27 protein-coding genes are annotated in these 25,172 nt (G+C 36.0%); 26 read left to right on the top strand and 1 reads right to left on the bottom strand.

Annotation, left to right across the window (positions count from 1 at the left end; all coding sequences use genetic code 11):
* Positions 1–25 precede the first annotated feature (25 nt).
* From EDD66_RS05355 to EDD66_RS05475, 25 genes are all read left to right on the top strand, one after another.
* Positions 26–1,801: a methyl-accepting chemotaxis protein gene (locus tag EDD66_RS05355; protein WP_123608545.1), complete on the top strand. Its 1,776-nt coding sequence runs from the start codon at positions 26–28 to the stop codon at positions 1,799–1,801.
* Positions 1,802–1,992: 191 nt separating this feature from the next.
* Positions 1,993–2,790: a class II aldolase/adducin family protein gene (locus EDD66_RS05360; RefSeq protein ID WP_123608546.1), complete on the top strand. Its 798-nt coding sequence runs from the start codon at positions 1,993–1,995 to the stop codon at positions 2,788–2,790.
* A 43-nt stretch (positions 2,791–2,833) separates the two neighbouring features.
* Entirely contained in the window at positions 2,834–3,484 is a 651-nt protein-coding gene (locus tag EDD66_RS05365; protein ID WP_243115307.1) for a GlcG/HbpS family heme-binding protein, read from the top strand.
* Positions 3,475–4,866 (top strand): aldehyde dehydrogenase family protein, encoded by a 1,392-nt coding sequence (locus EDD66_RS05370; protein ID WP_123608547.1) that lies wholly within the window; start codon positions 3,475–3,477, stop codon positions 4,864–4,866. The genes EDD66_RS05365 and EDD66_RS05370 overlap by 10 nt, the downstream gene beginning before the upstream one ends.
* A gap of 24 nt (positions 4,867–4,890) precedes the next feature.
* Positions 4,891–6,096, top strand: coding sequence for a zinc-dependent alcohol dehydrogenase (locus EDD66_RS05375; RefSeq protein WP_123608548.1), 1,206 nt, complete (start codon positions 4,891–4,893; stop codon positions 6,094–6,096).
* Between the two features lie 15 nt (positions 6,097–6,111).
* On the top strand, positions 6,112–6,426 hold the full coding sequence (locus EDD66_RS05380; protein ID WP_123608549.1) for a BMC domain-containing protein: 315 nt from the start codon (positions 6,112–6,114) through the stop codon (positions 6,424–6,426).
* 35 nt (positions 6,427–6,461) lie between these two features.
* Positions 6,462–6,737 carry a propanediol utilization microcompartment protein PduA gene (pduA, locus tag EDD66_RS05385; RefSeq protein WP_123608550.1) on the top strand — a complete coding sequence of 92 codons (276 nt, stop codon included), beginning with the start codon at positions 6,462–6,464 and terminating at the stop codon, positions 6,735–6,737.
* Positions 6,738–6,775: 38 nt separating this feature from the next.
* Complete coding sequence (locus tag EDD66_RS05390) at positions 6,776–7,054, top strand: BMC domain-containing protein (protein WP_123608551.1); 279 nt, start codon at positions 6,776–6,778, stop codon at positions 7,052–7,054.
* 200 nt (positions 7,055–7,254) lie between these two features.
* Entirely contained in the window at positions 7,255–7,533 is a 279-nt protein-coding gene (locus EDD66_RS05395; protein WP_123608908.1) for a BMC domain-containing protein, read from the top strand.
* Positions 7,534–7,764: 231 nt separating this feature from the next.
* Positions 7,765–8,385: a phosphate propanoyltransferase gene (locus tag EDD66_RS05400; RefSeq protein ID WP_408632101.1), complete on the top strand. Its 621-nt coding sequence runs from the start codon at positions 7,765–7,767 to the stop codon at positions 8,383–8,385.
* A gap of 104 nt (positions 8,386–8,489) precedes the next feature.
* Positions 8,490–8,756 carry a EutN/CcmL family microcompartment protein gene (locus tag EDD66_RS05405; RefSeq protein WP_123608553.1) on the top strand — a complete coding sequence of 89 codons (267 nt, stop codon included), beginning with the start codon at positions 8,490–8,492 and terminating at the stop codon, positions 8,754–8,756.
* A 9-nt stretch (positions 8,757–8,765) separates the two neighbouring features.
* Entirely contained in the window at positions 8,766–10,094 is a 1,329-nt protein-coding gene (locus EDD66_RS05410; protein WP_123608554.1) for a 4Fe-4S dicluster domain-containing protein, read from the top strand.
* A gap of 128 nt (positions 10,095–10,222) precedes the next feature.
* Positions 10,223–10,771 (top strand): BMC domain-containing protein, encoded by a 549-nt coding sequence (locus EDD66_RS05415; protein WP_123608555.1) that lies wholly within the window; start codon positions 10,223–10,225, stop codon positions 10,769–10,771.
* Between the two features lie 236 nt (positions 10,772–11,007).
* Complete coding sequence (locus tag EDD66_RS05420) at positions 11,008–11,784, top strand: DeoR/GlpR family DNA-binding transcription regulator (RefSeq protein ID WP_123608909.1); 777 nt, start codon at positions 11,008–11,010, stop codon at positions 11,782–11,784.
* A gap of 288 nt (positions 11,785–12,072) precedes the next feature.
* On the top strand, positions 12,073–13,737 hold the full coding sequence (locus EDD66_RS05425) for a propanediol/glycerol family dehydratase large subunit (RefSeq protein WP_123608556.1): 1,665 nt from the start codon (positions 12,073–12,075) through the stop codon (positions 13,735–13,737).
* A gap of 12 nt (positions 13,738–13,749) precedes the next feature.
* Entirely contained in the window at positions 13,750–14,412 is a 663-nt protein-coding gene (locus EDD66_RS05430) for a propanediol/glycerol family dehydratase medium subunit (protein WP_123608557.1), read from the top strand.
* Entirely contained in the window at positions 14,393–14,785 is a 393-nt protein-coding gene (locus EDD66_RS05435; protein ID WP_123608558.1) for a diol dehydratase small subunit, read from the top strand. Before EDD66_RS05430 ends, EDD66_RS05435 begins: the two co-directional genes overlap by 20 nt.
* Complete coding sequence (locus EDD66_RS05440) at positions 14,782–16,608, top strand: diol dehydratase reactivase subunit alpha (protein ID WP_123608559.1); 1,827 nt, start codon at positions 14,782–14,784, stop codon at positions 16,606–16,608. Before EDD66_RS05435 ends, EDD66_RS05440 begins: the two co-directional genes overlap by 4 nt.
* Positions 16,595–16,927 carry a glycerol dehydratase reactivase beta/small subunit family protein gene (locus EDD66_RS05445; RefSeq protein WP_123608910.1) on the top strand — a complete coding sequence of 111 codons (333 nt, stop codon included), beginning with the start codon at positions 16,595–16,597 and terminating at the stop codon, positions 16,925–16,927. Before EDD66_RS05440 ends, EDD66_RS05445 begins: the two co-directional genes overlap by 14 nt.
* Before the next feature lie 24 nt (positions 16,928–16,951).
* Positions 16,952–17,968: a cob(I)yrinic acid a,c-diamide adenosyltransferase gene (locus EDD66_RS05450; protein WP_123608560.1), complete on the top strand. Its 1,017-nt coding sequence runs from the start codon at positions 16,952–16,954 to the stop codon at positions 17,966–17,968.
* A gap of 14 nt (positions 17,969–17,982) precedes the next feature.
* On the top strand, positions 17,983–20,505 hold the full coding sequence (locus EDD66_RS05455) for a glycyl radical protein (RefSeq protein ID WP_123608561.1): 2,523 nt from the start codon (positions 17,983–17,985) through the stop codon (positions 20,503–20,505).
* A 15-nt stretch (positions 20,506–20,520) separates the two neighbouring features.
* A complete protein-coding gene (locus EDD66_RS05460) occupies positions 20,521–21,312 on the top strand; it encodes a glycyl-radical enzyme activating protein (protein ID WP_123608911.1) in 792 nt (263 codons plus the stop codon).
* Between the two features lie 15 nt (positions 21,313–21,327).
* Complete coding sequence (locus tag EDD66_RS05465; protein WP_123608562.1) at positions 21,328–21,705, top strand: BMC domain-containing protein; 378 nt, start codon at positions 21,328–21,330, stop codon at positions 21,703–21,705.
* Positions 21,706–21,758: 53 nt separating this feature from the next.
* A complete protein-coding gene (locus tag EDD66_RS05470) occupies positions 21,759–22,226 on the top strand; it encodes a EutP/PduV family microcompartment system protein (RefSeq protein WP_123608563.1) in 468 nt (155 codons plus the stop codon).
* Positions 22,227–22,271: 45 nt separating this feature from the next.
* Complete coding sequence (locus EDD66_RS05475; RefSeq protein WP_123608564.1) at positions 22,272–23,234, top strand: AraC family transcriptional regulator; 963 nt, start codon at positions 22,272–22,274, stop codon at positions 23,232–23,234.
* A 204-nt stretch (positions 23,235–23,438) separates the two neighbouring features.
* Here EDD66_RS05475 and EDD66_RS05480 read toward each other — a convergent pair whose 3' ends face one another.
* Positions 23,439–24,503: a hypothetical protein gene (locus EDD66_RS05480; RefSeq protein WP_123608565.1), complete on the bottom strand. Its 1,065-nt coding sequence runs from the start codon at positions 24,501–24,503 to the stop codon at positions 23,439–23,441.
* Between the two features lie 152 nt (positions 24,504–24,655).
* Between EDD66_RS05480 and EDD66_RS05485 the strand changes: the two genes are divergently transcribed.
* Entirely contained in the window at positions 24,656–25,087 is a 432-nt protein-coding gene (locus EDD66_RS05485; RefSeq protein WP_123608566.1) for a hypothetical protein, read from the top strand.
* The last annotated feature ends 85 nt before the right edge of the window (positions 25,088–25,172 follow it).

Consider the following 25,172-nt stretch of genomic DNA (forward strand, 5'->3'; position numbering starts at 1 on the left):
ACGGATATATTATTAGGGGGAAATTATGAGAGAATCACAAAAAACAAAAGATAAAAAGTTAAAATTACCTAAGGTAAGAAAGATAAAAGATAAAAAAATAAAAATGACTCAAATGGGAAGCAACAGGGATTCGATCGCGGGGAAATTAAAGAGATCCCTGTATAAGATAGGAGCAGTAAGTGGATTTAATATAATATTAGCAATTGTATTATTATTTACAATCTCCAATGAAATAAAATCTTTTCGGGATACGGCATTCACAGCAACTAATTTTGCCTGGAGTTCCCGTGAGACATTATTATCCGTGGAAACGAATTTTTTTAAAGCTATCTCAAGTACTGACAAAGGACAGACCGATGAATATATCATTGCTGCAAATACAGCCTCCAATAATTTAGTCAGTGCCGTTGCAAAATTAGCAGAATTGAATGTTGCCACAAAGGAAGAACTGACCAAAATTGAAGATTTAAATATGGAAATGGCCCAGGTCAAAACGAACATGCTGGCGAAGATCAAGCAAAATACCCCTGACAGCAATGAAGCCGCAAAATCTTTGTTGATGAGTAAGTATTTGCCAATTACCGCGGAAATTGCTGTAATATTAGATCAAATTGCAGTAAGGGCAGATCAGTCCGCCAATAATTTTGTATCTGGAGCTAACATAAGATCCTATATCAGCCTCGCCATTTTGATTGCATTCTTCGCATTTAACCTTTTCTTATTAATAAGTACAAGCAAATCTATTATTAAAAAAATTACAACTCCAATTGTGGGAATCAAAGATGCTTTAGTGGAAGTTGCAAATGGTAATCTGGATATTACATTTAATTATGAATCCAATGATGAATTTGGTGTATTAGCAAATTCCATCCGTGAAACAATTAAAGAATTAAAGAAATATATTGACAACATTAATATTGCTTTAAAGAATCTGTCCGAAAAAGACATGAGTGAGGAAATTACTATCGATTATAAAGGTGATTTTGAACCCCTGAAAGTATCCGTAAATTCCATAGTAGATTTTTTAAATGAGATGCTATACAAATTAAAGGGAGTAGCCTATGAGGTATCTGAGGGTGCGAAAAAAATGCAGGAATCTTCCCAGCTGCTTGCAGATGGAGCCAGTGATCAATCAAGTTCTGTAGAAGAACTTGCTGCTACTATCCATGAGGTCACTGAGGCAGTACAGGCAAATGCAGATAATGCAAAGCATGTCAATCAATTTTTTGATAAATCCATCCAGCAAATTGATGAGGGAAATGATTATATGAAGGAACTTCTTGCCTCAATGGAACGTATTGCAGAACATTCGAATCAAGTGTCAAATATAGTTAAGATGATTGATGAAATATCATCACAAACAAATCTTCTGTCATTAAATGCTGCAATAGAAGCAGCAAGAGCAGGGGAACATGGAAAAGGTTTTGCAGTCGTTGCCAACGAAATTGGAAAACTTGCAAATGAAAGTGCCCTGGCCGCAAAAAATTCGACAGATTTAATCAATAAGACCTTAGAAGTTGTTAAAAGTGGTTCTGAACTTACCTCTAAAACTGCAAGTGTTTTTGATGCAATTGTAAAAGATTCAGAAGAAACAAAAGAATTAGTAAATGGTATTGATGAAGCTTGTGCAAGTCAATCTGATTCTTTGGCAGAAATCCTTGTTGTTGTAAATCAGATTGCTAATGTTACAGAAGCAAATACATTAGCAGCGGAAGAAACAGCAGCTTCCAGTGAAAAACTGACCTCGGAAGCGGATACACTTCGTTCAATGTTAGATGAATATGTATTAAAAGAGATATAAAAAGTTTTATATTTTTCTGGGAAAAAGGACGGATGTGGTTTTACATCCGTCCTTTTTTATGAAAAACAAACAAAAACAAATAAAAACAACAAAAACAAGTAAAACAGTATTGACTAAAAAAGAAAACAATGATACAATACAGTTAAACAAACATAAAACAAACCAAAACAACATTTTTAGGAGGAAATATTATGGTATCTGAATACGAAATCAAGAAAGAAATATGCGAAATAGGTAGAAGAATCTATAATAAAGGTATGGTTGCTGCAAATGATGGTAACATTTCTGTAAAGTTAAATGAGAATGAATTTTTATGTACGCCAACCGGTGTTAGTAAAGGATTTATGACTCCTGAATATATCTGTAAAGTAGATAAGAATGGAAAGGTACTTCAAGCAAACGGTAACTTCAAACCATCTTCAGAAATCAAAATGCATATGCGTGTATATAAAGAAAGACCAGACGTTAATTCAGTAGTTCATGCTCACCCAATGTATGCAACTGGATTTGCAATTGCAGGTATTCCATTAACTCAGCCAATTATGCCGGAAGCAGTTATCACTCTTGGTTGTGTTCCGATTGCTGAATATGGTACACCATCTACAGAAGAAATTCCAGATGCAGTATCAAAATATGTTCAATATTATGATGCAGTATTATTAGAAAATCATGGAGCTTTAACTTACTCTGATTCACTTTTAGCAGCATACCACAAGATGGAGTCTGTAGAATTCTATGCACAATTATTATTCATCTCAACTCAACTTGGCGGACCAAAAGAATTATCAGAAGCTCAGGTTCAAAGACTATATGAGATCCGCAGACAATTCGGCATGACAGGAAAACATCCTGCTGATCTTTGCCAAAACAACAAAGATGGAAAAACTAGTTGTCACGGATGCAGCGAACATGGAAGCAAAGGAACTGATACAGATGCATTAGTTTCTGAAATCGCAAGTAAAGTAATTCAACAATTAGGTTTAAAATAAGAAATATTATTATCAATCATTCTACAGAAAAGGGGAATGATATATGCATGAAACCAATGAACCTGGTAAAAAGAAACTCGCTAGTCTATACCACGATTTAGACGGTTTGATTGGATATATTGAGTGCATTCAGGCAGAATCAGATAATGTTGATTTAAACTTAAATTTAAGAGATATTACCAGAAAAATAAAATCCACTCAGGCACAAATGGTTGAAGCAGTTGTAAAAGATGTGATGGGAGTGTACCTGCCATTGGAAAAAAATGAGATGGTACAGGATATAAACCTGGATCAGGCGGTTGTTTTAATCAAGGAAGTGGAAAATCAGGCAAAAAGGTGGGGCATGTCTGTTGTAACAAGTATTTATAACAGTGCAGCAAGACCGGTAGCAGTACATTGCATGGACCAATCCTATATAGCAAGTTTTGATGTGGCAAATAATAAAGCATATGCGTCAGCTGCTCTGAAAATGTCCACAATTACATTAAAGAATTTAAGTCAGCCAGGACAGGAATTATACGGCATTCAACATACCAATGAAGGGCAGATTGTAATATTCGGAGGCGGCGAACCACTTATTTACAAAGAAAAAATCATAGGTTCCATAGGAGTAAGTGGTGGTACGGAAGAAGAAGACACAAAACTAGCTGAGTTTGGTAAAAATAAATTGAAGGAGGTCATGACGTGGTCGTAGATGAAAAACAACTTCAAGACATCGTTAATAAAGTATTAGTTAAACTACAGAATAATCCACAAAGTGGTCAAAATAGATTATTAGGCGTCTTTGACGATATGACGGAAGCCATTAACGCAGCGAAAAAAGCACAAAGTATTGTACAAAAGTTATCTATGGATTGCAGAGAAAAAATCATAAGCAATATACGTAAAAAAACTTTGGAAAATGCGGAACTTATGGCTAAAATGGGTGTGGAAGAAACAGGAATGGGCAATGTAGGACATAAGATATTAAAACATCAGCTTCTTGCAGAAAAAACACCTGGTACTGAAGATATTGCAACAATTGCATGGTCTGGAGACAGAGGCTTGACATTGATAGAAATGGGGCCATTTGGCGTAATTGGAGCAATCACTCCATGTACAAATCCAAGTGAAACGATTCTTTGCAATAGTATCGGTATGATCGCAGGAGGCAATACAGTTGTATTTAATCCTCATCCGGCAGCAATTAAAGTTTCTAACTTTGCTGTAAACCTAATAAATGAAGCATCTATTGAAGTAGGCGGACCAGAAAATATCGTAGTATCTGTGAAAAAACCTACTATGGAAACAAGCGATATTATGCTAAAACACAAAGATATCCCATTAATCGCAGCAACAGGAGGACCAGGAGTTGTTACTACAGTTCTTTCTTCTGGAAAACGTGGCATTGGAGCAGGAGCTGGTAACCCACCAGTGCTTGTAGATGAAACTGCTGATATTAAAAAAGCTGCAGAGGATATCGTAAATGGTTGTACTTTCGATAATAACCTGCCATGTATCGCAGAAAAAGAAATCGTTGCGGTAAATGAAATAGTAGAAGAACTGATATATTATCTCATTGAAAATGGTTGTTATGTAATTACGAAAGAAGAACAGGACAAATTAACAGCCGTTGTTCTAAAAGATGGCAGATTAAATAGAAAATGTGTAGGTAAAGATGCACGTACATTACTATCTATGATAGGGATCAATGCTCCAGACAACATTCGCTGCATTATCTTTGAAGGAGAAAAAGAACATCCTCTTATTGATGAGGAATTAATGATGCCGATCCTTGGTATCGTCAGAGCCAAAGATATTGATGATGCAATTGAAAAAGCAGTCTGGTTAGAGCATGGCAATCGTCACTCAGCACATATGCATTCAAAGAATGTGGATAATCTGACTAAGTTTGGTAAAGCAATCGATACTGCAATCTTTGTTAAGAATGCACCTTCCTATGCAGCGCTAGGTTTTGGCGGAGAAGGATTTTGTACCTTTACGATCGCAAGTAGAACTGGTGAAGGTCTTACTTCCGCTCGTACCTTTACGAAGCAAAGACGTTGTGTAATGGCAGACAGCCTTTGCATACGATAATCAAATAATATAGGAGGATTTGTAATGGATGTAAATTCAGTTAACATTGAAGAGATTGTAAAACAAGTACTTCAGGGAATGAAAGAAGCTCCAAAAAGTACAGCTGCTAATACATCTGCAGGTACAATACCTAAGACAAGTAAAGTAGCAATGCTTACAAAACTAGAAACATTTGAATTAAAAGAATATCCAATACCTGAATTAGGGGATGATGACATCCTTGTTAAGGTTGAAGGATGTGGTATCTGTGGTACAGATGCTCATGAATATAAAAGAGACCCATTTGGTTTGATTCCGGTTGTACTTGGTCATGAAGGTACCGGTGAAATCGTTAAGATGGGCAAAAATGTAAAGAAGGACAGTGCTGGTAAATCACTTAATATTGGTGATAAAGTAGTAACTTGTATGATCTTTAAAGACAATCCGGATATTACAATGTTCGACCTTAACAAGCAAAATGTAGGGGGAGCAGATGTATATGGATTATTACCGGATGATGATGTTCATTTAAATGGATGGTTTGCAGATTATATTGTTATTAGAGGCGGATCTACCGTATTTAATGTAAGTGATCTGGATTTAGACTCAAGAATCTTAATCGAACCTTCTGCAGTATTAATTCATGCAGTGGAGAGGGCGAAGACTACAGGAATACTTAGATTCAATTCCAGAGTAGTTGTACAAGGATGCGGACCAATTGGATTACTTTGTATCGCAGTGCTTAGAACCATGGGTATTGAAAATATTGTTGCAGTAGATGGTGAACAAAAGAGACTTGACTTTGCGAAAGAATTAGGTGCAACAAAATCAGTAAACTTTAAAGACCATAACGGTATTGAAGCGTTAGCAAAAGGCGTGGAAGATGCATTTGGCGGTTACCTTGCAGATTTTGCATTCCAATGTACCGGTTCCCCGGTTGCCCATGCAAATATATATAAATTTATCCGTAATGGCGGTGGTCTTTGCGAACTTGGTTTCTTTATCAATGGTGGAGATGCAACAATCAATCCTCATTTTGATATTTGTGCAAAAGAAATCACTACAGTAGGATCCTGGGTTTATACATTAAGAGATTATGCTACAACATTTGATTTCTTAAAGAGAGCAAAAGGAATCGGGCTTCCAATTAACAAATTAATCACACATAAATATCCGCTAAGTCAAATTAATGAAGGCTATGTAACGAACCTTAAAATGGAAGGCTTAAAGATTGCCATTATTAATGAATAATAGGGAGAAAAAAGTATGACAAGTGCAGTAGGAATGATAGAAGTATATGGACTTGTTGCAGCTTTTGTTGCAGGAGATGCTGGATGTAAAGCAGCGAATGTTACAATAGAGACTTTCGATCGAAATAAGCCTGCAAATGCAGACAGCCTTCCGGTTCCTTTAATCATTATGGTAAAGTTTCGTGGTAGTGTTGATGATGTTAGAGCGGCAGTTGATGCGGCGGAAGTGGCAGCAAATAAAGTTTCTGGAGTGATTACAAAACATATTATTGCCAGACCAGAAACTGATACTGAAAAGATGTTAAAATTAAATGGATTAGATAAGAACTAAAACTATAAATGGAATTAATCAGGAGGATAATTATTATGGCACAAGAAGCATTAGGAATGGTAGAAACCAGAGGATTAACAGCAGCAATTGAGGCAGCAGATGCAATGGTGAAAGCAGCTGAAGTTGTATTAGTAGGAACAGAAAAAATCGGTTCCGGACTTGTAACAGTATTAGTCAGAGGAGATGTAGGCGCTGTGAAAGCAGCTACAGAAGTTGGTGCAGCAGAAGCAAGCAGACTTGGCGAATTAGTAGCAGTGCATGTAATTCCAAGACCACATACAGATGTAGAAAAAATTCTTCCTAGAATCTAATGATATATTAGCCCATGGCAAAAAGGAGTGTAGGACCAATGAAATCATTAGGATTTATTGAAATCCCAAGCGTAACAGCTGCGATTGAAGCACTAGATACTATGTGCAAAACGGCAGACGTTGAATTTGTTACATGGGAGAGAAAATTAGGTGGAAGACTTGTAACAATCGTTGTTAGGGGCGATGTTGCTGCTGTTACAGAAGCAGTTGAAAGTGCAGCAAGTAAAGCAATGAAACCTTGTGTTCATGCAGTGATCCCAAATCCACATGAAGAAACATTAAGAATGGTTGAGATTAGTGCTAATAAGTTTAATTAGGCGGTGTAAACATGGCAGATGAAAAAAAGCCAGTGAAAGCAAATGAGAAACCACCAGTAAATGTGGTACCAGAAAATATTCAAAAAGATACAATTGTAAAAGAAGTAAATTCAAAAAATGAAACCATCAAAACTAAAAAAGTCGTATCAAAACCTGTAAAAAAAGAGGTTGAAGAGACAATTATCAAGGAGGAAAAAAGAATGGCACAAGAAGCATTAGGAATGGTAGAAACTAGAGGTTTAGTAGCAGCAGTTGAGGCAGCAGATGCAATGTTAAAAGCAGCTAACGTTACACTTGTAGGAACAGAAAAAATCGGTTCTGGTCTTGTATCTGTTATGGTAAGAGGTGATGTAGGAGCTGTTAAGGCTGCTGTTGAATCAGGAGCAAATTCAGCATCTAAACTTGGTGAATTAGTAGCAACTCATGTAATCCCAAGACCACACACAGATGTAGAAAAAATACTTCCAGCTTTAAAATAGGTTTTTATTACAGTTCAGCTATGCAGAAAGTAGTGTCAAATTCCACGAGGGTGCTTGCATACTAAGGGCAGTTTGTGCACTACTTTCTATATGGCGTTCTGCCTAAGCAAAATGTAGCAGCGCGAAACCCCGCTTAGGGCTGAACTGTAGCAGCTCAAAAGTTCAGGGTAAGATAAAATTATTGGTACGAAATTAAAAGAGGTGACAATCTTGGAAGAAAAAACAGTTGAAATGATAACAAAATTGGTTATGGAAGCAATGAATCAAAAAAGTACCAATGAAGGATTTGCTGTACCAGTTGGAGTATCTGCAAGACATATACATTTAACAAAAGAAGATGTAGAGACATTATTTGGAAAAGGTTATGAATTAACCAAGAAAAAAGAGTTAATGGGCGGCCAGTACGCGGCCAATGAACTGGTAACAATCGTAGGTATAAAGCTTAGAGCCATCGAGAATGTAAGAATTTTAGGACCTGTCCGTAAGGCATCCCAGGTTGAAATTTCAGCAACAGATTCGATAAAATTAGGAATAAAAGCTCCGATCAGAGAGTCAGGAGACATTAAGGGTTCGGCACCAATTGCAGTCGTTGGGCCAAAGGGTGTTGTATATTTACAAGAAGGCTGTATTATAGCAAAAAGACATATACATATGTCCCCGGCAGATGCAAAAGAAGCTGGTGTAAACAATGGTGATACAGTATCAGTGCAAGTTGAAAATGAAAGAGGAACAACCTTTAATCATGTAAGTATCCGTGTGGATGAGAGTTTCACATTGGAAATGCATATTGATACAGATGAAGCAAATGCAGCTAAAATTGCTACAGGGAATATTGTCAGGATTTTAAAGTAATGCAGATGATAGTCATCAGATAAAGTAGAAATAAATACATTTTTATGTAATTATAATAAATGAAGTATAGGAAAACCAAATTTGAATGTTAAGTAGGTGAAAACATGATTGTAGGCAAAGTTGTAGGCAGTGTTGTAGCGACAAGAAAGAATGAACACCTTGTAGGCTCAAAATTTTTAATTGTTGAACCTTTTAAAAATATGGAGCAAGGCAGCGAGAGATTTGTAGCAGTTGATAATGTTGGTGCAGGAATAGGTGAAATTGTTCTTGTAGCAAAAGGCAGTGCCGCCAGAATTGGCTGTAATACAGAAAGTTCACCTGTTGATGCAGCAATTGTCGGTATTGTTGACGACTGGATAGGACTGGAGTAGATTTGACATATGGATATTAAGGAATTAACAAGTATTGTGAAGGAAAGTGGAGTTGCCGGTGCTGGAGGCGCAGGGTTTCCAACCTATGGAAAGTTTGATAAGAGAGCGGATACGATTATCTTAAACTGCGCTGAATGTGAACCTTTGCTGAAAGTACATAGGCAGCTTTTACAAAAATTTGCTTATGAAATCATGAGTACACTTGATATGATAGCGACAGCAGTAGAAGCAAATCAGATTATTATTGCCGTAAAATCTTCTTATACCTTAACAGTTGATGCTGTTAAATCCTATATTGATTCATTTCCCAAAATTATAATCAAAGAGCTAGAAGAAGTTTATCCAATGGGAGATGAAATTGTACTTATCTATGAAACATTAGGTAAAGTCGTACCTCCTGGTAGTATTCCAATTGAAGCCGGAGTTACTGTATTCAATGCAGAAACTGTTTATAATATCTATAAAGCAGTCACAGATCATGAGCCGGTTTCTTCTAAATATCTTACGATAGCAGGAGCAGTAAATACTCCCGTGACGATAAAAGTTCCTATTGGAATGACTGTAAAAGAGGTTGTAGATTTAGCTGGAGGATCTGTAGTTGATAATCCTGTATATATTATGGGAGGTCCAATGACAGGGAACATTGTAAATTCTTATGATACAGTTACGAAAACTACCAATGCAATTTTGGTCCTGCCTAAAAATCAATATGTAATACAAAAGAGGTTATCAAAGACCTCTATTAATATGAAAAGAGCCATGTCAGCTTGCTGTCAATGTGAAATGTGCACGAATCTGTGTCCCAGAAATCAATTAGGGCATCCTATTGCGCCTCATATGTTCATGAGAGCAGCCACAAGTGGTGTTACGAAAGATTTAGAGCCATTTTTGGATACAATGTTTTGCAGTTCTTGTGGATTATGTGAAATGTATGCCTGTCCCCAAGAACTGTCTCCAAGGCGGTTAATTCAGGATTATAAAAATGGATTAAGACAAAATGGAATCATTATGCCAAAAGGATATTCCTTGGGGGAAGTAGAATCTTTCAGAGAATATCGTAAGATTCCTATGGAACGTTTGACTTCCAGGCTCGGTTTAAAAGCTTATAATGTGGAGGCTCCCCTCACTGAGACTGAAGTGATACCAAAACAGGTAAAAATCTTATTAAATCAACACATTGGTCCAAAAGCAGAACCTGTGGTAAATAAGAAAGATATGATAAGCAAAGGTGATGTGATCGCAGCGGCAGAAGAAGGAAAACTTTCTCTCCCAATACACGCATCAATTTCAGGCGAAATATTAGAAGTAAACGATAAATATATAATAATTAATAGTTAGTATAGTCTGATAATTGTGAAACTCTTAATTGTGCCTATGATTATTCCAAAGTACACGGGAATATCAATAGACACAAAAAAGGGCTTCACAATTATCAGTATAGCGAATAGAGAGAGGATGCGCACTTTATGGGTAAGGCAATCGGAATGGTTGAATATAAAACAGTTTCCAGAGGATTATTAGTAGCAGATATGATGCTTAAAACAGCAGAAGTTGAGATTGTTGAGGCTCAGACGGTATGTCCTGGAAAATATATTGTATTATTAAGTGGTGATCTAAGTGCTGTTAATGCATGTATTGAAGCTGCCCGTACTGGTCATAGTGAACATCTGATAGATAGTTTTATTCTGGGTAATCCCCATGAATCAATTTTTCCGGCTATTTATGGTACCACCAGGATTGATAAAATCAATGCTCTTGGGATTTTAGAAACTTTTTCAGCAGCATCTATTATTGTAGCTGCCGACGAAGCGGCCAAAACGTCACAAGTGGATTTGATAGAATTAAGAATTGCCAGAGGTATGTGTGGTAAATCTTATCTATTATTAACAGGAGATATAGCTGCGGTAGAAGCAGCTATAGCAAAGGCAAAATCAGCTGTTGGCGAAAATGGGATGTTATTAGATTCTTCAGTAATTGCAAATCCTGATGGAAAACTTTGCAAAAGTATATTATAATGCTCATAAAGACAATTTTTCTTGCTCGCAAGGGAAAAATTGTCTATGGGATAATAAATACGGAGTATTTATTATATTCACATAGACTAATCCTTACATAAGGGAAAAAATGCTTGCGTGACAATAAATACGAAGTATTTATTGTATGCTCATATAGCATTTAAATAGAAAATTGTCTATGGGACAATAAATACAACAAATTAAATGGGGTACCATGTAGGAAAGTAGGAATGTTGATGCTTGCAATCGAAAGAAGAAATAAGATATTGGAGATTTTACAAAGTGAAAACCGGGTTGTGGTTAGTAATTTAAGTGAATTGTTCAAGGTTACAGAAGAAACAATCAGGCGAGATCTTGAGAAACTTGAAAAAGAAGGCTTGGCCAAGAAAACTTATGGTGGGGCGATCATTAATGAAAGTGTAAATGTAGATTTGCCATATACTGTCCGTAAGAAAGCCAATGTGGCAAACAAACAATACATTGCAGAAATTGTAAGTTCTATGATTGAAGATGGGGACCATATCATGATGGATGCAAGTTCTACTGCAGTGTTTGTTGCAAAGCAACTAAAGAAAAAGAACAAGAGAAATTTAACTCTGATAACTAATTCCATCGAGATTCTTTTAGAATTATCCGATGTAGTCGGATGGAATGTTTTATCAACCGGAGGTGTGTTAAAAGAAGGTTCCCTCTCTTTAGTCGGCTATCAGGCAGAGAAAATGATCAGTACTTTTCATGTTGATAAAGCAATTATCTCCTGCAAAGGGGTCGATATGAATAATGGCATCACAGATTCCAATGAAATGGATGCACATATTAAGAAATTAATACTCGATTCTGCGAATACAAAAATATTAGTAGCAGATACATCAAAATTTGGTAAGATATCATTTACTCAAATAAGTGAATTAGATAAAGTTAATATTCTTGTGACAGATACAAAATTGGATGAAAAATGGGAACAAACATTTGAAACTTTAAAAATTGATTATAAGTATAGTAAAGAACAATAATAATATCGCTCTATTTAAATCAAGGAATATAGTTTTTAATTTAATAATAAAAAGCTTGTGGTGAAAGATGAATCTTCACCACTTTTTTTGTTTAAACTCAAAACAAACACAAAACAAATAAAAACAGATATTAAAACAATGATAAACAAAGATAAATAAAGAAAAACAAACAAAAAACAGTTGAACAACACAATGAAATATGGTATTATAAAATAGAACATAGAATAGATAGAATCAGATATACAGATTCTTAAATATAAATAGTTATCATTACGAAAGGCGGAGCTTATGAAACGATCAAAGAGAATGGAAGTGCTGGATGGACGTCCTGTAAATAAAGATGGGTTTATCAATGAATGGCCGGAAATGGGATTTGTTGCAATGAAAAGCCCTTATGATCCTAAGCCTTCTATTAAAGTGGTTGATGGAGTGATTGTTGAATTAGATGGGAAGAAAAGAGATGACTTTGATTTTATAGATCAGTTTATAGCTGATTACGCAATTCGAATTGATAGAAGCCTGGATTCAATGGCTTTATCGTCTCTTGATATTGCCAGAAAAATAGTTGATATTAATGTATCCAGAAAAGAGATATTAAAAATCGTATCCGGTATTACTCCGGCTAAGATGGTTGAAGTAATCAATTATCTTAATGTTGTCGAGATGATGATGGGTATGCAAAAAATGAGAGCAAGAAAGACACCGGCAAACCAGGCACATATCACGAACTTAAAAGATGATCCGGTACAAATTGCAGCCGATGCAGCGGAAGGGGCTCTTAGAGGGTTCCGTGAAGAAGAAACAACTGTTGGCATTGCAAGATATGCACCGTTTAATGCGATTGCATTGCTGATAGGATCTCAGGCAGGAAGAAGAGGCGTTCTTACCCAATGTGCCGTAGAAGAAGCTACAGAATTAGAATTAGGAATTCGCGGTTTCACAACTTATGCTGAAACAATGTCAGTGTATGGTACAGAAAAAGTATTTGTGGATGGAGATGATACTCCATATTCTAAAGCATTTTTAAATAGTGCATATGCTTCCAGGGGATTAAAAACGAGATTCACATCAGGATCCGGTTCGGAAGTTTTAATGGGAAATGCGGAAAAGAAATCCATGCTTTATTTAGAAACCAGATGTCTCTATGTTACAAAAGGCGCTGGTTCACAAGGAATACAAAATGGTTCTGTCAGTTGTATTGGTGTGACTGCCAGTGTACCTGCCGGTATTAAAGAAGTAATCGGTGAAAATTTAGTAGCGGCCTTACTTGGTCTTGAATGCGCTTCTTCTAACGATCAAAGTTTCACAAATTCTGATATGAGAAGAACTGCAAGAACAATGCTTCAGTTTATGCCTGGCACGGATTTTATCTTCTCCGGATATGCAGGAGAACCTAATTACGACAATTTATTTGCAGGTTCTAACTTTGATGCTGAGGATTTTGATGACTACAATGTATTACAAAGAGATATGCAGGTAGATGGCGGCTTAAAACCAGTGAAAGAAGAAGATGTGATTCGGGTCAGATCATTAGCTGGGAAAGCTGTACAGGCAGTATTTAAATATTTAGGATTGACTGAAATCACAGATGAACAGGTAGAGGCAGTTACATATGCCCATGGAAGTAAAGAAACTTTAAGTCGTGATGTTGTTGCAGATCTAATGGCAGTAGAAGATATGATGAAGAGAGGAATTACAGGAGTTGACATTGTAAAAGCCCTGGCTGAAACCGGCTTTGAAGAGTTGGCAGAAAGTATCTTAAATATGTTAAAACAACGTGTGGTAGGTGACTATATGCAGACTTCAGCAATTTTAGATGAAAATTTCAAAGTAAACTCAGGAGTAAATAATCCAAATGATTATATGGGACCGGGTACTGGTTATCGTGTGGATGGAGAACGCTGGGAAGAGATTAAGAGAATTCCTCACATTATTGACCCTAATAACTTCTAGGAGGTGGCATGCATGGAGTTAAATCAAGAATTAATTGAACGAATTACAAGGTTGGTTATAGAAAAAATCAATCTGCAGAATGAACAAAGTGAAGCCCATGGCACTCCTTTTACTGGGAAAACTTCTTATGCAGGATATCCGGTGGCTAAAAAAGGTACAAATCCAAAAGAAGTGGTTGTAGGAGTAGGGCCGGCATTTCAAAGAGAAATTAAGAAAACCATTAATGGATTAAGTCTGGATGATGTTTTAAAGAATATTACAGCCGGAATTGAAGAAGAAGGCATGATACCCCGGGTAGTAAAAATATTAAAGACTTCAGATGTGTGCTTTATGGCATTAGAGGCGGCTAAGATAAGTGGATCAGGTATTGGTATCGGAATCCAGTCCAAAGGAACTACAGTAATCCATCAAAAAGATTTATATCCATTATCTAATCTGGAATTGTTTTCACAAGCTCCATTAATGACATTAAAAACCTACCGGGCAATTGGTAAAAATGCAGCAAAATATGTGAAAGGTGAGAAAGTATCTCCAATTGAAGGAGTAAATGATCCGATGGTTCGTGCCAATTACCAGGTAAAAGCAGCACTTATGCATATTAAAGAAACAGAACTGGTAGATGTTAGTATACCAATGATTGAATGGAGGTCTGAAAATGAGATATCCTTTAGGTGAGCATGAAATAAATTCCATAAAATCCAAAACGGGAAAGAAATTAAGTGGAATTACATTAGATGAAATAAAAAAAGGAAATGTAACAGCAGATGATATAAAGATTTCAAAAGAAATGCTTTATAATCAGGGACAGGTAGCCAAGGAAAGTGATAATTCAGAACTTGCTAAAAATTTTGAAAGAGCATCTGAACTTGTGGATGTACCCGATGAAGTAATTTTAGAAATGTACAATAAATTAAGACCAAATAGATCAACAAAACTTGAATTAGCCACTATGGCTAAAGATCTTTTAGAGAAATACAAAGCAGTAAATTGTGCCAAATTGGTAATGGAAGCGGCTGAAATTTATGAGAAAAGGGGAATTCTTCTTTGAAATTAATTGCAGGTGTAGATATTGGTAATTCAACAACAGAAGTTTGTATCGGTGGGATCAAAGAAGATGGGCGGATTCGTTATCTGTCCTCTTGCAAAAGAGCAACCACAGGGACAAAAGGAACGCTGGCAAATGTATCAGGAATCAAAGATGCATTAGAAGAGGCTATGGGAATCTTAAATAAGTCTGTCAATGAACTTAGTCTGATCCGTATTAACGAAGCGACACCAGTTATAGGTGATACCGCAATGGAAACCATCACGGAGACAATTATTACAGAATCTTCTATGATTGGTCATAATCCATCCACTCCAGCTGGTGCAGGTCAGGCAGTTGGTACCATTCTATATATGGAGCATTTAAATCAGGGAAAGGCAGAGATTCCTTATATTATAGCTGCCGGTAGTGAAACAACTTATGAAGAAATAGCCAGACAGATAAATCAATATAGTAACAGGCTTAATATAGCAGGATTAATCCTACAGGCAGATGAAGCAGTTTTAGTATGGAATCGTTTAAAGAACAAAATACCGGTAGTGGATGAAGTAAAAAGAATTTATCAAATACCAGAATTTAAAGTAGCAGCAATTGAAGTTGCACTTGTAGGTCAAAGTATAAGAATGCTTTCCAACCCTTATGGGATAGCAACCTTGTTAAAGTTAAATGGAGAAGAGACAAAAGCGGTCACTCCAATTGCTAAAAGTTTAATTGGCAAGAGAAGCGCTGTTGTAATAAAGACTCCTCATGGTAATGTGAAAGAAAATATATTACCTGCCGGAGAAATATATATTGAATCAGATCAGATCTACTCTGTAAATATTGATTCTGGCGCGGAAAGAATCATGGAAGTATTAGAAAATGCAGGAACCATAAAAGATATCAGCGGTCAGGCAGATTCCAATATTGGTAATATGTTAAATAATATTAAAACAGGTATGGGTAAAGTCATAGAAGAAACAGATAGAAATATAAAAATCACTGATATTTTGGCGGTGGATACGCTGGCACCTGTGCCTATTTCCGGATCACTGGCAGGAGAGACCTGTATGGAAAAAGCGGTTGGAATTGCAGCCATGGTCAAAACCGAACAATTGCCAATGAGGAAAATTGCAGAGGAGCTAAAGAGGCAGTTACATATTTATGTAAAAGTTGCCGGAGTAGAAGCAATTATGGCAACCCTTGGAGCAATTACCACTCCCGGAACAACACTGCCTCTGGCGATTCTCGATCTTGGAGGAGGCTCTACAGATGCTGCAATTATTGACAGAGACGGCAAAGTAAAAGCAACACATCAGGCAGGAGCAGGAGAATTAGTCTCCATGCTTATTCAGACGGAACTTGGATTAACCAGCCGTCACACAGCAGAACAGATAAAGAGGTATCCTTTGGCAAAGGTAGAAAGCCTATATCATATGAGACTGGAAAACGGTGGAATGCATTTCTTTGAAGAACCAGTTGAACCGAAATATTTTGGGAATGTAGTGCTTTTACATCCGGATGAAATGATTAAGATAGAAGAAGATATACCGTTAGAAAAAATAGCTCTTATTCGAAAAGAAGCCAAGAGAAAGGTATTTGTCAAAAATGCAGTAAGAGCATTATTAAAAATAGCCCCAGATCATAATTTAAGAAGTATATCTAATATTGTTTTAGTTGGTGGGTCTGCAGAGGATTTTGAAATACCTGAAATGTTAATGGAAGAATTTGCGAACTACAAGATAGTTTGCGGGCGTGGAAATATCAGGGGAACAGAAGGTCCAAGAAATGCAGTAGCCACAGGACTTGTTCTATCATATGCAGGTGGAAGCCATGGGAATGAATAAACCATCAATACTAATTTATATAAATGAAGCCGATCCAGATATTTTAAATGAGGTCTGTGCAGGCATTGAAGAAGAAGGAATTCCATATGAGATTTTTTCTAAAGAAGAAATGGATTTAGAATATTTATCTTTCAATAGTGCCAATGATTCTATCTTAGGAGCCGGTATAGGTATATTTGGAGGGAAAGTTGCATTGTCCCTGCGTTCTCTTCCAAGGGGAACTTATATCTATTATTTAGAAAATCCTACAGATAGTGAGAGCAGAAACATAGGTGCAAATGGAGCAAGGGCAGTAAAGAGAATGCCATTTAAAGATTAATTTGAACTAAGAAGGAATGATAATATGAGCATATATACAAAAACTGGTGATAATGGTTCTACAAAATTAATGAAATTGCAGAATGTTTCTAAATCCGATGAAAGAATCCAGCTTCTTGGAAACATTGATGAATTGACGAGTAATCTTGGATTGATCAAAGCATCCAGTGATAATGCAGATATAAAAAATGAGATAGAAAGAATACAGAAAAATCTTATGACAATTATGGCTTGTATTGCTGATCAATTCAACCAGCAACACAAGATGAACGAAGCAGAAGTAATTCACTTAGAGGAAGAAATCAATCGTATGGAATCTTCTTTTTCCAGAAAGAACGAATTTATTCTGCCGGGACAAACAAAGGAATCGGCTCAGATAGATATTGCAAGAACAGTTGCAAGAAGAGCGGAAAGATGGCTGGCTGTTGTTGACCGTAAGTTTAATGCAGACTCAGGGGCTAAAAAATATATGAATCGACTGGCTGATTATCTATATATGCTGGCAAGGTATACTGACTTTATGCTGAGTAAAAAGAGTGATAAAGAAACAACATTTTCAACAAGCATACAGAGGGATAGGACAGATGATGAGATCATATCGGCTGTACTACAGAAGTTAGGATTAGGAAATAAAAATATGACCTTATCCAGTGCAAAAAAATTAATTGAAAAGGTTGAAGAACGTGCAAAAGAGGTTGGCTTAAATGCGGTTATTGCTGTATGTGGACCTGATGGTAATCCAATCGCTGTCCATGTAATGGATGGTGCATATCTGGCAAGTTTTGATATTGCAATGAAGAAAGCCTATACCAGTGTGGCTGTGAAAATGTCAACGAAAAGATTAGGAGAATTAGCAAAACCAGGAGAAACGTTCTATGGAATTGATAAGGCAGATAATGGACGGATGATAATCTTTGGCGGTGGAGTGCCATTAATGGCAGGAGATATGATGATAGGCGGTCTTGGAGTCAGTGGAGGAACATCGGAAGAAGATTCCCATTTAGCAGACTATGGACTTGAAGTACTGGACAAAGTATTATAATGGAGGCGATCAGGATGGAACATAATGATATTGAAATTAAGAAAAGCTTACGAATAAATAAATTAATAGAAGATTTATATGCTAATATGCCTGAAATTGAGGCAGATAGAGCCTATTTATTAACAGAGAGCTATAGACAAACGGAAGATGAACCAATCATCATGCGTCGCGCAAGAGCCTTTGAACATATTTTGAATAATATTCCAATCACTATTCGTGATCAAGAATTAATTGTGGGAAGTGCAACTATATCACCCAGAGGATGCCAGGTCTTTCCTGAGTTTTCATATTCCTGGTTAGAGGGTGAATTTGACACAATAGCGACCAGAAGTTCTGATCCATTCTACATCTCAGAAGATACAAAGAATATATTAAAAGATGTTTTTAAATATTGGAAAGGAAGAACAACAAGTGAACTGGCAACGACATATATGGCGCCAGAGACTAAAATGGCAATGGAACATAATATATTTACACCAGGAAACTATTTTTATAATGGAGTAGGTCATGTTACCGTTTGCTATGAAAAAATTCTAAAGATCGGTTTCGAAGGAATTATAAATGAAGTAAAAAAAGCTTTATCAAAATTAAAGGTATCGGATATGGATTATGTAAAAAGAAATGAATTTTTACAATCCGTATTAATTAGCTGCCAGGCAGCAATTGATTATGCAAACCGCTATGCCAAATTAGCAGTGGAAGAAGCAAAAAAATGCAATGATAAAACGAGAAAAGAAGAACTTATGTTAATAGCACATAACTGCAGCAGAGTACCGGCTCAGGGTGCGGCTACCTTTTATGAAGCATGTCAGTCTTTCTGGTTCGTTCAGATGTTATTGCAAGTGGAATCCAGTGGTCACTCTATTTCACCTGGACGTTTTGATCAATATATGTTTCCATATTATGAGGCCGATATAAAATCAGGGAAGATTACAAAAGAGTTTGCAATAGAGCTTATGGATTGTATCTGGGTAAAATTAAATGATTTAAACAAAGCACGTGATGCTGCTTCGGCAGAAGGTTTTGCAGGATACAGCCTGTTCCAGAATCTCATTGCCGGTGGTCAGAATAAAGACGGTGTAGATGTTACTAACGAATTATCTTATATGTGTATTGAAGCATCCATGCATGTTATGCTTCCTCAACCGTCCTTATCTGTACGTGTATGGAATGGCACACCTCATGAATTCCTGATAAAGGCAGCAAAATTAACACGCACAGGAATTGGTCTGCCTGCATATTACAATGATGAGGTCATCATACCTGGATTAGTAAATCGTGGATTAACCTTGGCAGATGCCAGAGAATATAACATTATTGGATGTGTGGAGCCCCAAAAGGCCGGTAAAACAGAAGGATGGCATGACGCAGCTTTCTTTAACATGCTAAGACCTTTAGAGCTTGTATTTAGTAATGGAATAGATCAGGGAAAACAAATAAGTATTGAAACCGGTGATGTTGAGAAAATGACTTCCTTTGAAGAATTCTTTGAAGCATATCAAAAGCAAATGAACTATATGATCGGTCTCATGGTAAATGCGGATAATGCCATTGATGTAGCTCATGGAGAAAGATGCCCGCTGCCATTTTTATCAAGTATGATCGAAGACTGTATCGGACGTGGTAAAAGTGTGCAGGAAGGTGGTGCAGTCTATAATTTTACCGGGCCTCAGGGATTTGGAATCGCCAACATGACAGATTCTTTATATGCAATTAAGAAATTAGTATTTGAAGACAGAAAAGTAACTTTGGCAGAATTTAAACACGCTTTGGAAGTGAATTTTGGAAAAGGTATTGATTCTGCTGCAGCAGAAGAAATTACGAAGGAAGTTGCCAGCAATCTATTAAAGCAGGGAAAACAGGTTACAGAACAAGAAATCAGAGATATCTATACTTCCGTATTATCAGGCGGTATTAGTAAGGAAGAACAGGAAAGATTGAATTATATATTAGACTTAATATCTGAGCTTCCTAAGTATGGTAATGATGTTACTGAGGTGGATATGTTTGCCCGTGAAGTTGCATATACCTATTCCAAACCTTTAGAAACTTTTAGAAATCCCCGTGGAGGACAGTATCAGGCAGGATTATATCCAGTATCTGCCAATGTACCTTTAGGAGCACAGACTGGAGCTACACCGGATGGAAGATTTGCCTTTACTCCAATCGCAGATGGTGTTTCTCCTGCATCAGGAAGGGATACGAATGGACCGACTGCAGCAGCTAATTCAGTAGCAAAATTAGATCATTATATTGCATCCAATGGAACTTTATTCAATCAGAAATTCCATCCATCTGCATTAAGCGGCGTAAGAGGGCTTGAGAACTTCATATCATTGATACGTGCTTTCTTTGATCAAAAAGGAAGTCATATGCAGTTCAATGTAGTTAGCAGGGATACTTTAATAGATGCTCAGAATCATCCAGAGAATTACAAAAATCTAGTAGTTCGCGTTGCAGGATATAGTGCTTTATTTACCTCTCTTTCAAGATCATTACAAGATGACATTATCGCTAGAACGGAGCAGGGATTCTAATTGGAGGAGATTATTGTGGAAAAAGATTTTACACAGGTAAAAGGTAGAATATTTGATATACAGAAATATTCCATTCACGATGGCCCGGGGATACGAACCATAATATTTTTAAAAGGTTGTGTCCTTCGCTGTAAATGGTGCTGTAATCCAGAATCTCAGGAATATGAGATTCAAACAATGGAAGTTCAGGGAAAACAAAAAATTATAGGAAGAGATGTTACTGTTGAAGAAGTCATGAAAGAAATTATGAAAGACATGCCTTACTACAGAAGATCCGGCGGCGGTGTTACCCTATCTGGCGGTGAAGCCTTATGTCAGCCAGAATTTGCAGTGGCTTTATTAAAGACCTGTCAGGAATATGGGATTCATACTGCCATAGAAAGCACTGGTATGGCTGACTTTCACGTGATTGATCAGTACTTGCCATATCTGGATTTATATCTAATGGATATTAAGCATATAAACAGCAAAAAACACGAAGAATATACAAGCAGACCAAATCAGTTAATCTTAGAGAATGCAAGGAAAATTGCAGAATCCGGTACAAATTTAATTATCAGGGTTCCTGTGATTCCAACCTTTAATCATAGGGCAGAAGAGATCAATGATATTGCAAATTATGCAAAGACATTACCGGGAGTAAAAGAACTGCACTTACTCCCATATCACAGATTAGGACAGGATAAATATGAAGGACTTGGCAGAGAGTATGAATTATCCCATATCGAACCCCTAAGTAACGAGTATATGGAAGAATTATCAAAAGTAGTTAGATCATCAGGATTACAATGCCAGATCGGTGGCTGATTAAGGAGTGATAAAATGAATTTTAATGATATATTATCCAATGAAGGAAAGACACGGATTATTCAGGAGATTGTACCAGGGAAGCAGATTACCATAGCCCATGTTATAGCCAATCCTGATGAGATTCTTTATAAAAAATTAGGCTTAAATCCAGAATTAGACTATCATAAGGCGGCCATTGGGATTGTAACTATGAGCCCAAGTGAAACTGCAATTATAGCAAGTGATATTGCCATTAAAACTTCCGGAATCGATCTGGGATTTGTAGATCGTTTTAGTGGAACCTTAATTGTTACCGGCTCTGTATCAGAAGTTGAAACATCATTAAAAGCAATTGTGGATTATGCAAAGGAAAAATTAGGATTCACTGTATGTGAAATTACGAGAACATAAAAAACTTATGTAGATTTTGTACACATTTTCTATTAAACTAAGGAGTGACACATATGAAGAAAATCATACTGATGGGACGAAGTGAATGTGGAAAAACTACATTAACACAAGCTTTAAAAGGTGAGAAAATAAGATACCATAAAACCCAATATACCAATTATTTTGATGTGATCATTGATACACCAGGTGAATATGTAGAAAATAGAGTGCTGGGGAGAGCCTTGGCTTTATATGCTTATGAAGCGGATGTGGTTGGATTATTAATTAGTTCTACGGAAGACTATTCTTTACTTAGTCCGAATATAACCTGCCTTGTGAATCGTGAGGTCATAGGTATAGTGACCCAGATCGACCAGCCAGAGGGAAATCCTGAGAGAGCTAAAGAATGGCTGAAATTAGCAGGGTGCAGCAAGATATTTTTTGTAAGTGCAGCTACCGGTGAAGGAGTATGGGAGATCATAGATTATTTGAAAGAAGATAGCGATGTCCTGCCTTGGGAGAAAGAAGTATCAGGTGTATAGAATGACAAATATCTTAGTATTAAACAGAATGAACGAGGTGACTTTATGAATCAGGAATTATTACATAAATTAGAGAAAATCACAGAAGAAGAGTCATTGATATTATCTGGGAAGAATTCTGTTGAGAAAAATATCTATACTTCCAAGAAGGATTTTGTTATTGACAGCAAAAAGATGCTGGATAAAGGAAAGCTTATAGATGTTCGAACTCATACAAGGTTTATACATTTTCCAAAACATAAACATAATTATATTGAGATTATCTATATGTGTTCCGGCAGCACGACTCATTTGATTAATGATACCAGCAGGGTAGTACTGCAAAAAGGGGATATGCTGTTTTTAAATCAAAATGCATATCAAGAGATACTTCCGGCAGGAGAAAAGGATATTGCTATTAATTTTATTGTATTACCTGAATTCTTTGATGTTGCCTTCTCCATGCTTGAAGGAGAGAATATGCTAAAAGATTTCATTGTAGATTCTTTAAGAAAAGATACTGGAAAGTCCAGCTATTTGTATTTTAAAGTGTCAGATATTCTACCGGTGCAGAACTTGGTAGAAAATATGATCTGGTCTTTGGTAAACAAGCAATCAGGCAGCCGGAAAATTAATCAGACTACCATGGGATTATTATTACTTCAGTTATTAAATTATACAGATAAAATCGACCAAAAAGAAACGGATTCCTATGATAATTTTATCACATTATCGGTTCTTCGTTACATTGAGGAAAATTATAAAGAAGCAAGCCTTACTGTATTATCCAGATCTTTGAATCAATCTGTTTATCAGCTCAGTAAATTTATAAAGAAGAATACGGGACATACTTTTAAAGAACTATTACAGATGAAACGATTAAGTAAAGCAGTAGATTTATTAAAAAATACAAGATTACCAGTTGCTGATATTATTCTGGCAGTAGGATATGATAATACCAGTTATTTTCATAGAGTATTTAAAGAAAAATATAATTTTACCCCTAAACAATATAGGGATAATATATAAAAGTGGTTGTTGCAAAAATACAGTTTTCTGAACTTAGAAGAACTTTATATTTCTCGAAATTTATGCTCCGTCGCGCGAAAGGCAGCGGCATTCTCTATCTTGCCGCTTTTCGCACATACATCCCACAAATTATCTACGAAATATAAAGTTCTTCTTACTATACAGATATTCTTATTTTTTACAACAACCATTTTTATATGTTGATTAAATATACTGACTCATTATTTTATCATAACACTCATCCACACCTTTAAAATTCATGGCATTTTTGTAGATTGCTTCTAATTTTTCATGTTCCTTTTTTGATTTCTCAAGGCGTTCTAACCCATTATTCACTAACATATTGAACATTAAAAAGTTATTTGCAATATCTGAATTAAATGTAATAATTGTATCAATATCCAGGAATGGATGTAAATTAATCACTTCATCATAATTACTATCTATATGGCTATCCGCTGTTTTTAAAAATAAGTTTAACTCAGGGATCAATAAATGCTGCAATTTTTCAGGATGGAGAGGCATATAAAAAGCTTCCACAAAATATCCTTTTCTTAATGCTTCGTTTAAAATTCTATCTAATAGTTTGGAAGCATAGTTTACATTTTCTCCGACAATAGCCCAGACTTTGTTCCCTTCACATAATGAATCCGTATGATTTATATATCCATTTGCTGTATACGCTTCTGAGAATAATTTTCTTACTTTTCCAGGCCCCATAGTTGATGATTTATCTGTAAAAATCTTATCAAGTACTTCTTCACAAACGACGCTAAATTCTTGATCGTCAGTATATCTGTCATAGATAGAATTGATCTCATCAAGAATTAGTCCGGCTCCCTTTAAATAAGTATAAGCACTTTTATATAATTGTGATTTTGTTTTGTTTATCTGTACAATTTCATCTTTATGTGCCTGCAAATCTTTATTATCAAGATAGATTCCAAGATTTACAATTTCATCTACTGCTCCCGGCAGTACTGGATCAATGGTATGAGGTGCTGTTCCATCCACAAATATTACTTTTAAGTCCGATATAATGACTCCATCCAGGCTGTCATTATCACTTGAACAATGAATATACTCTACCGGATGTTTTTTCTTCCACATACTTTCACCAATTTTTTTCATAAAGGAGCTTTTGCCAACTCCGGGACCGCCTTTTAGGATATAAATACGGTCAGCCGCATAAGGATTGATTAGATAGTCGAAATAGCTAAAGAACCCTTTGGATGTATTATTGCCTGCGAAAACATGTTTTTCTGTCAAAAAAATTACCTCCAAATATACCTTCTTATGTATTATATGAATTTAATATGGTAAAATATAATTTAATATAAGAATTATATTTTTCGATTCTTATAAAGCTCCAGATAAGAATTGCACTACCAGCATTATAATTACCTTAAAGGAGATTTTATATGAAAAAGATGGCTTTAATTATATTGAGTTTTATAATTTGTGTTATAGTAATAGGCTGCAGCAAAAAGGATGCTGATACAGAACAGAATAATGATATGGAACAATTGGTTTTTCAGGCTCAAATTGTAAATCTAAGTACAGGGGATAATCCCAGCTGCCTGGTTGTTGCAAAAGAAGATATAGGATATGGAGATAATCCCACTTTAATATCTTTAAACATACCGGAAGATCAATTATTTAATATGGATGACAATACAATAGCAATGAAGGATTTAGAACCGGGAAATATCCTTGAGATAACAAGTGACGGTGCTTTCCTGGAATCTTATCCATTGCAGATCGGAACAGTTTATAAAGTAAAAATAGTTGATAAAGGTTCCGTGAAAGACATAGAGCAATATGAAGAAGAAGTGAGCAAATATGTAAATTAATTCCTGGAAGTTGATGTTGACGTATCACGGATATAATGCTAGAATAATTCATATCAAACGAAATGAGGTAAGAATGAATGATGAT

Origin of the sequence: Mobilisporobacter senegalensis, from assembly GCF_003752155.1 — a bacterium.
Classification (GTDB): Bacteria; Bacillota; Clostridia; order Lachnospirales; family Lachnospiraceae; genus Mobilisporobacter; species Mobilisporobacter senegalensis.

What these genes read in the sequence shown, in the direction of transcription:
- EDD66_RS05420 (WP_123608909.1), top strand. Translation starts at nt 11,008, where the DNA reads ATGCTTGCAATCGAAAGAAGAAATAAGATATTGGAGATTTTACAAAGT.
- EDD66_RS05450 (WP_123608560.1), top strand. Translation starts at nt 16,952, where the DNA reads ATGAGCATATATACAAAAACTGGTGATAATGGTTCTACAAAATTAATG.
- EDD66_RS05465 (WP_123608562.1), top strand. Translation starts at nt 21,328, where the DNA reads ATGAATTTTAATGATATATTATCCAATGAAGGAAAGACACGGATTATT.
- EDD66_RS05475 (WP_123608564.1), top strand. Translation starts at nt 22,272, where the DNA reads ATGAATCAGGAATTATTACATAAATTAGAGAAAATCACAGAAGAAGAG.
- EDD66_RS05410 (WP_123608554.1), top strand. Translation starts at nt 8,766, where the DNA reads ATGGATATTAAGGAATTAACAAGTATTGTGAAGGAAAGTGGAGTTGCC.
- EDD66_RS05365 (WP_243115307.1), top strand. Translation starts at nt 2,834, where the DNA reads ATGCATGAAACCAATGAACCTGGTAAAAAGAAACTCGCTAGTCTATAC.
- EDD66_RS05485 (WP_123608566.1), top strand. Translation starts at nt 24,656, where the DNA reads ATGAAAAAGATGGCTTTAATTATATTGAGTTTTATAATTTGTGTTATA.
- EDD66_RS05380 (WP_123608549.1), top strand. Translation starts at nt 6,112, where the DNA reads ATGACAAGTGCAGTAGGAATGATAGAAGTATATGGACTTGTTGCAGCT.
- EDD66_RS05470 (WP_123608563.1), top strand. Translation starts at nt 21,759, where the DNA reads ATGAAGAAAATCATACTGATGGGACGAAGTGAATGTGGAAAAACTACA.
- EDD66_RS05445 (WP_123608910.1), top strand. Translation starts at nt 16,595, where the DNA reads ATGGGAATGAATAAACCATCAATACTAATTTATATAAATGAAGCCGAT.
- EDD66_RS05375 (WP_123608548.1), top strand. Translation starts at nt 4,891, where the DNA reads ATGGATGTAAATTCAGTTAACATTGAAGAGATTGTAAAACAAGTACTT.
- EDD66_RS05435 (WP_123608558.1), top strand. Translation starts at nt 14,393, where the DNA reads ATGAGATATCCTTTAGGTGAGCATGAAATAAATTCCATAAAATCCAAA.
- EDD66_RS05355 (WP_123608545.1), top strand. Translation starts at nt 26, where the DNA reads ATGAGAGAATCACAAAAAACAAAAGATAAAAAGTTAAAATTACCTAAG.
- EDD66_RS05395 (WP_123608908.1), top strand. Translation starts at nt 7,255, where the DNA reads ATGGCACAAGAAGCATTAGGAATGGTAGAAACTAGAGGTTTAGTAGCA.
- EDD66_RS05425 (WP_123608556.1), top strand. Translation starts at nt 12,073, where the DNA reads ATGAAACGATCAAAGAGAATGGAAGTGCTGGATGGACGTCCTGTAAAT.
- EDD66_RS05405 (WP_123608553.1), top strand. Translation starts at nt 8,490, where the DNA reads ATGATTGTAGGCAAAGTTGTAGGCAGTGTTGTAGCGACAAGAAAGAAT.
- EDD66_RS05390 (WP_123608551.1), top strand. Translation starts at nt 6,776, where the DNA reads ATGAAATCATTAGGATTTATTGAAATCCCAAGCGTAACAGCTGCGATT.
- pduA (WP_123608550.1), top strand. Translation starts at nt 6,462, where the DNA reads ATGGCACAAGAAGCATTAGGAATGGTAGAAACCAGAGGATTAACAGCA.
- EDD66_RS05455 (WP_123608561.1), top strand. Translation starts at nt 17,983, where the DNA reads ATGGAACATAATGATATTGAAATTAAGAAAAGCTTACGAATAAATAAA.
- EDD66_RS05360 (WP_123608546.1), top strand. Translation starts at nt 1,993, where the DNA reads ATGGTATCTGAATACGAAATCAAGAAAGAAATATGCGAAATAGGTAGA.
- EDD66_RS05415 (WP_123608555.1), top strand. Translation starts at nt 10,223, where the DNA reads ATGGGTAAGGCAATCGGAATGGTTGAATATAAAACAGTTTCCAGAGGA.
- EDD66_RS05400 (WP_408632101.1), top strand. Translation starts at nt 7,765, where the DNA reads ATGATAACAAAATTGGTTATGGAAGCAATGAATCAAAAAAGTACCAAT.
- EDD66_RS05430 (WP_123608557.1), top strand. Translation starts at nt 13,750, where the DNA reads ATGGAGTTAAATCAAGAATTAATTGAACGAATTACAAGGTTGGTTATA.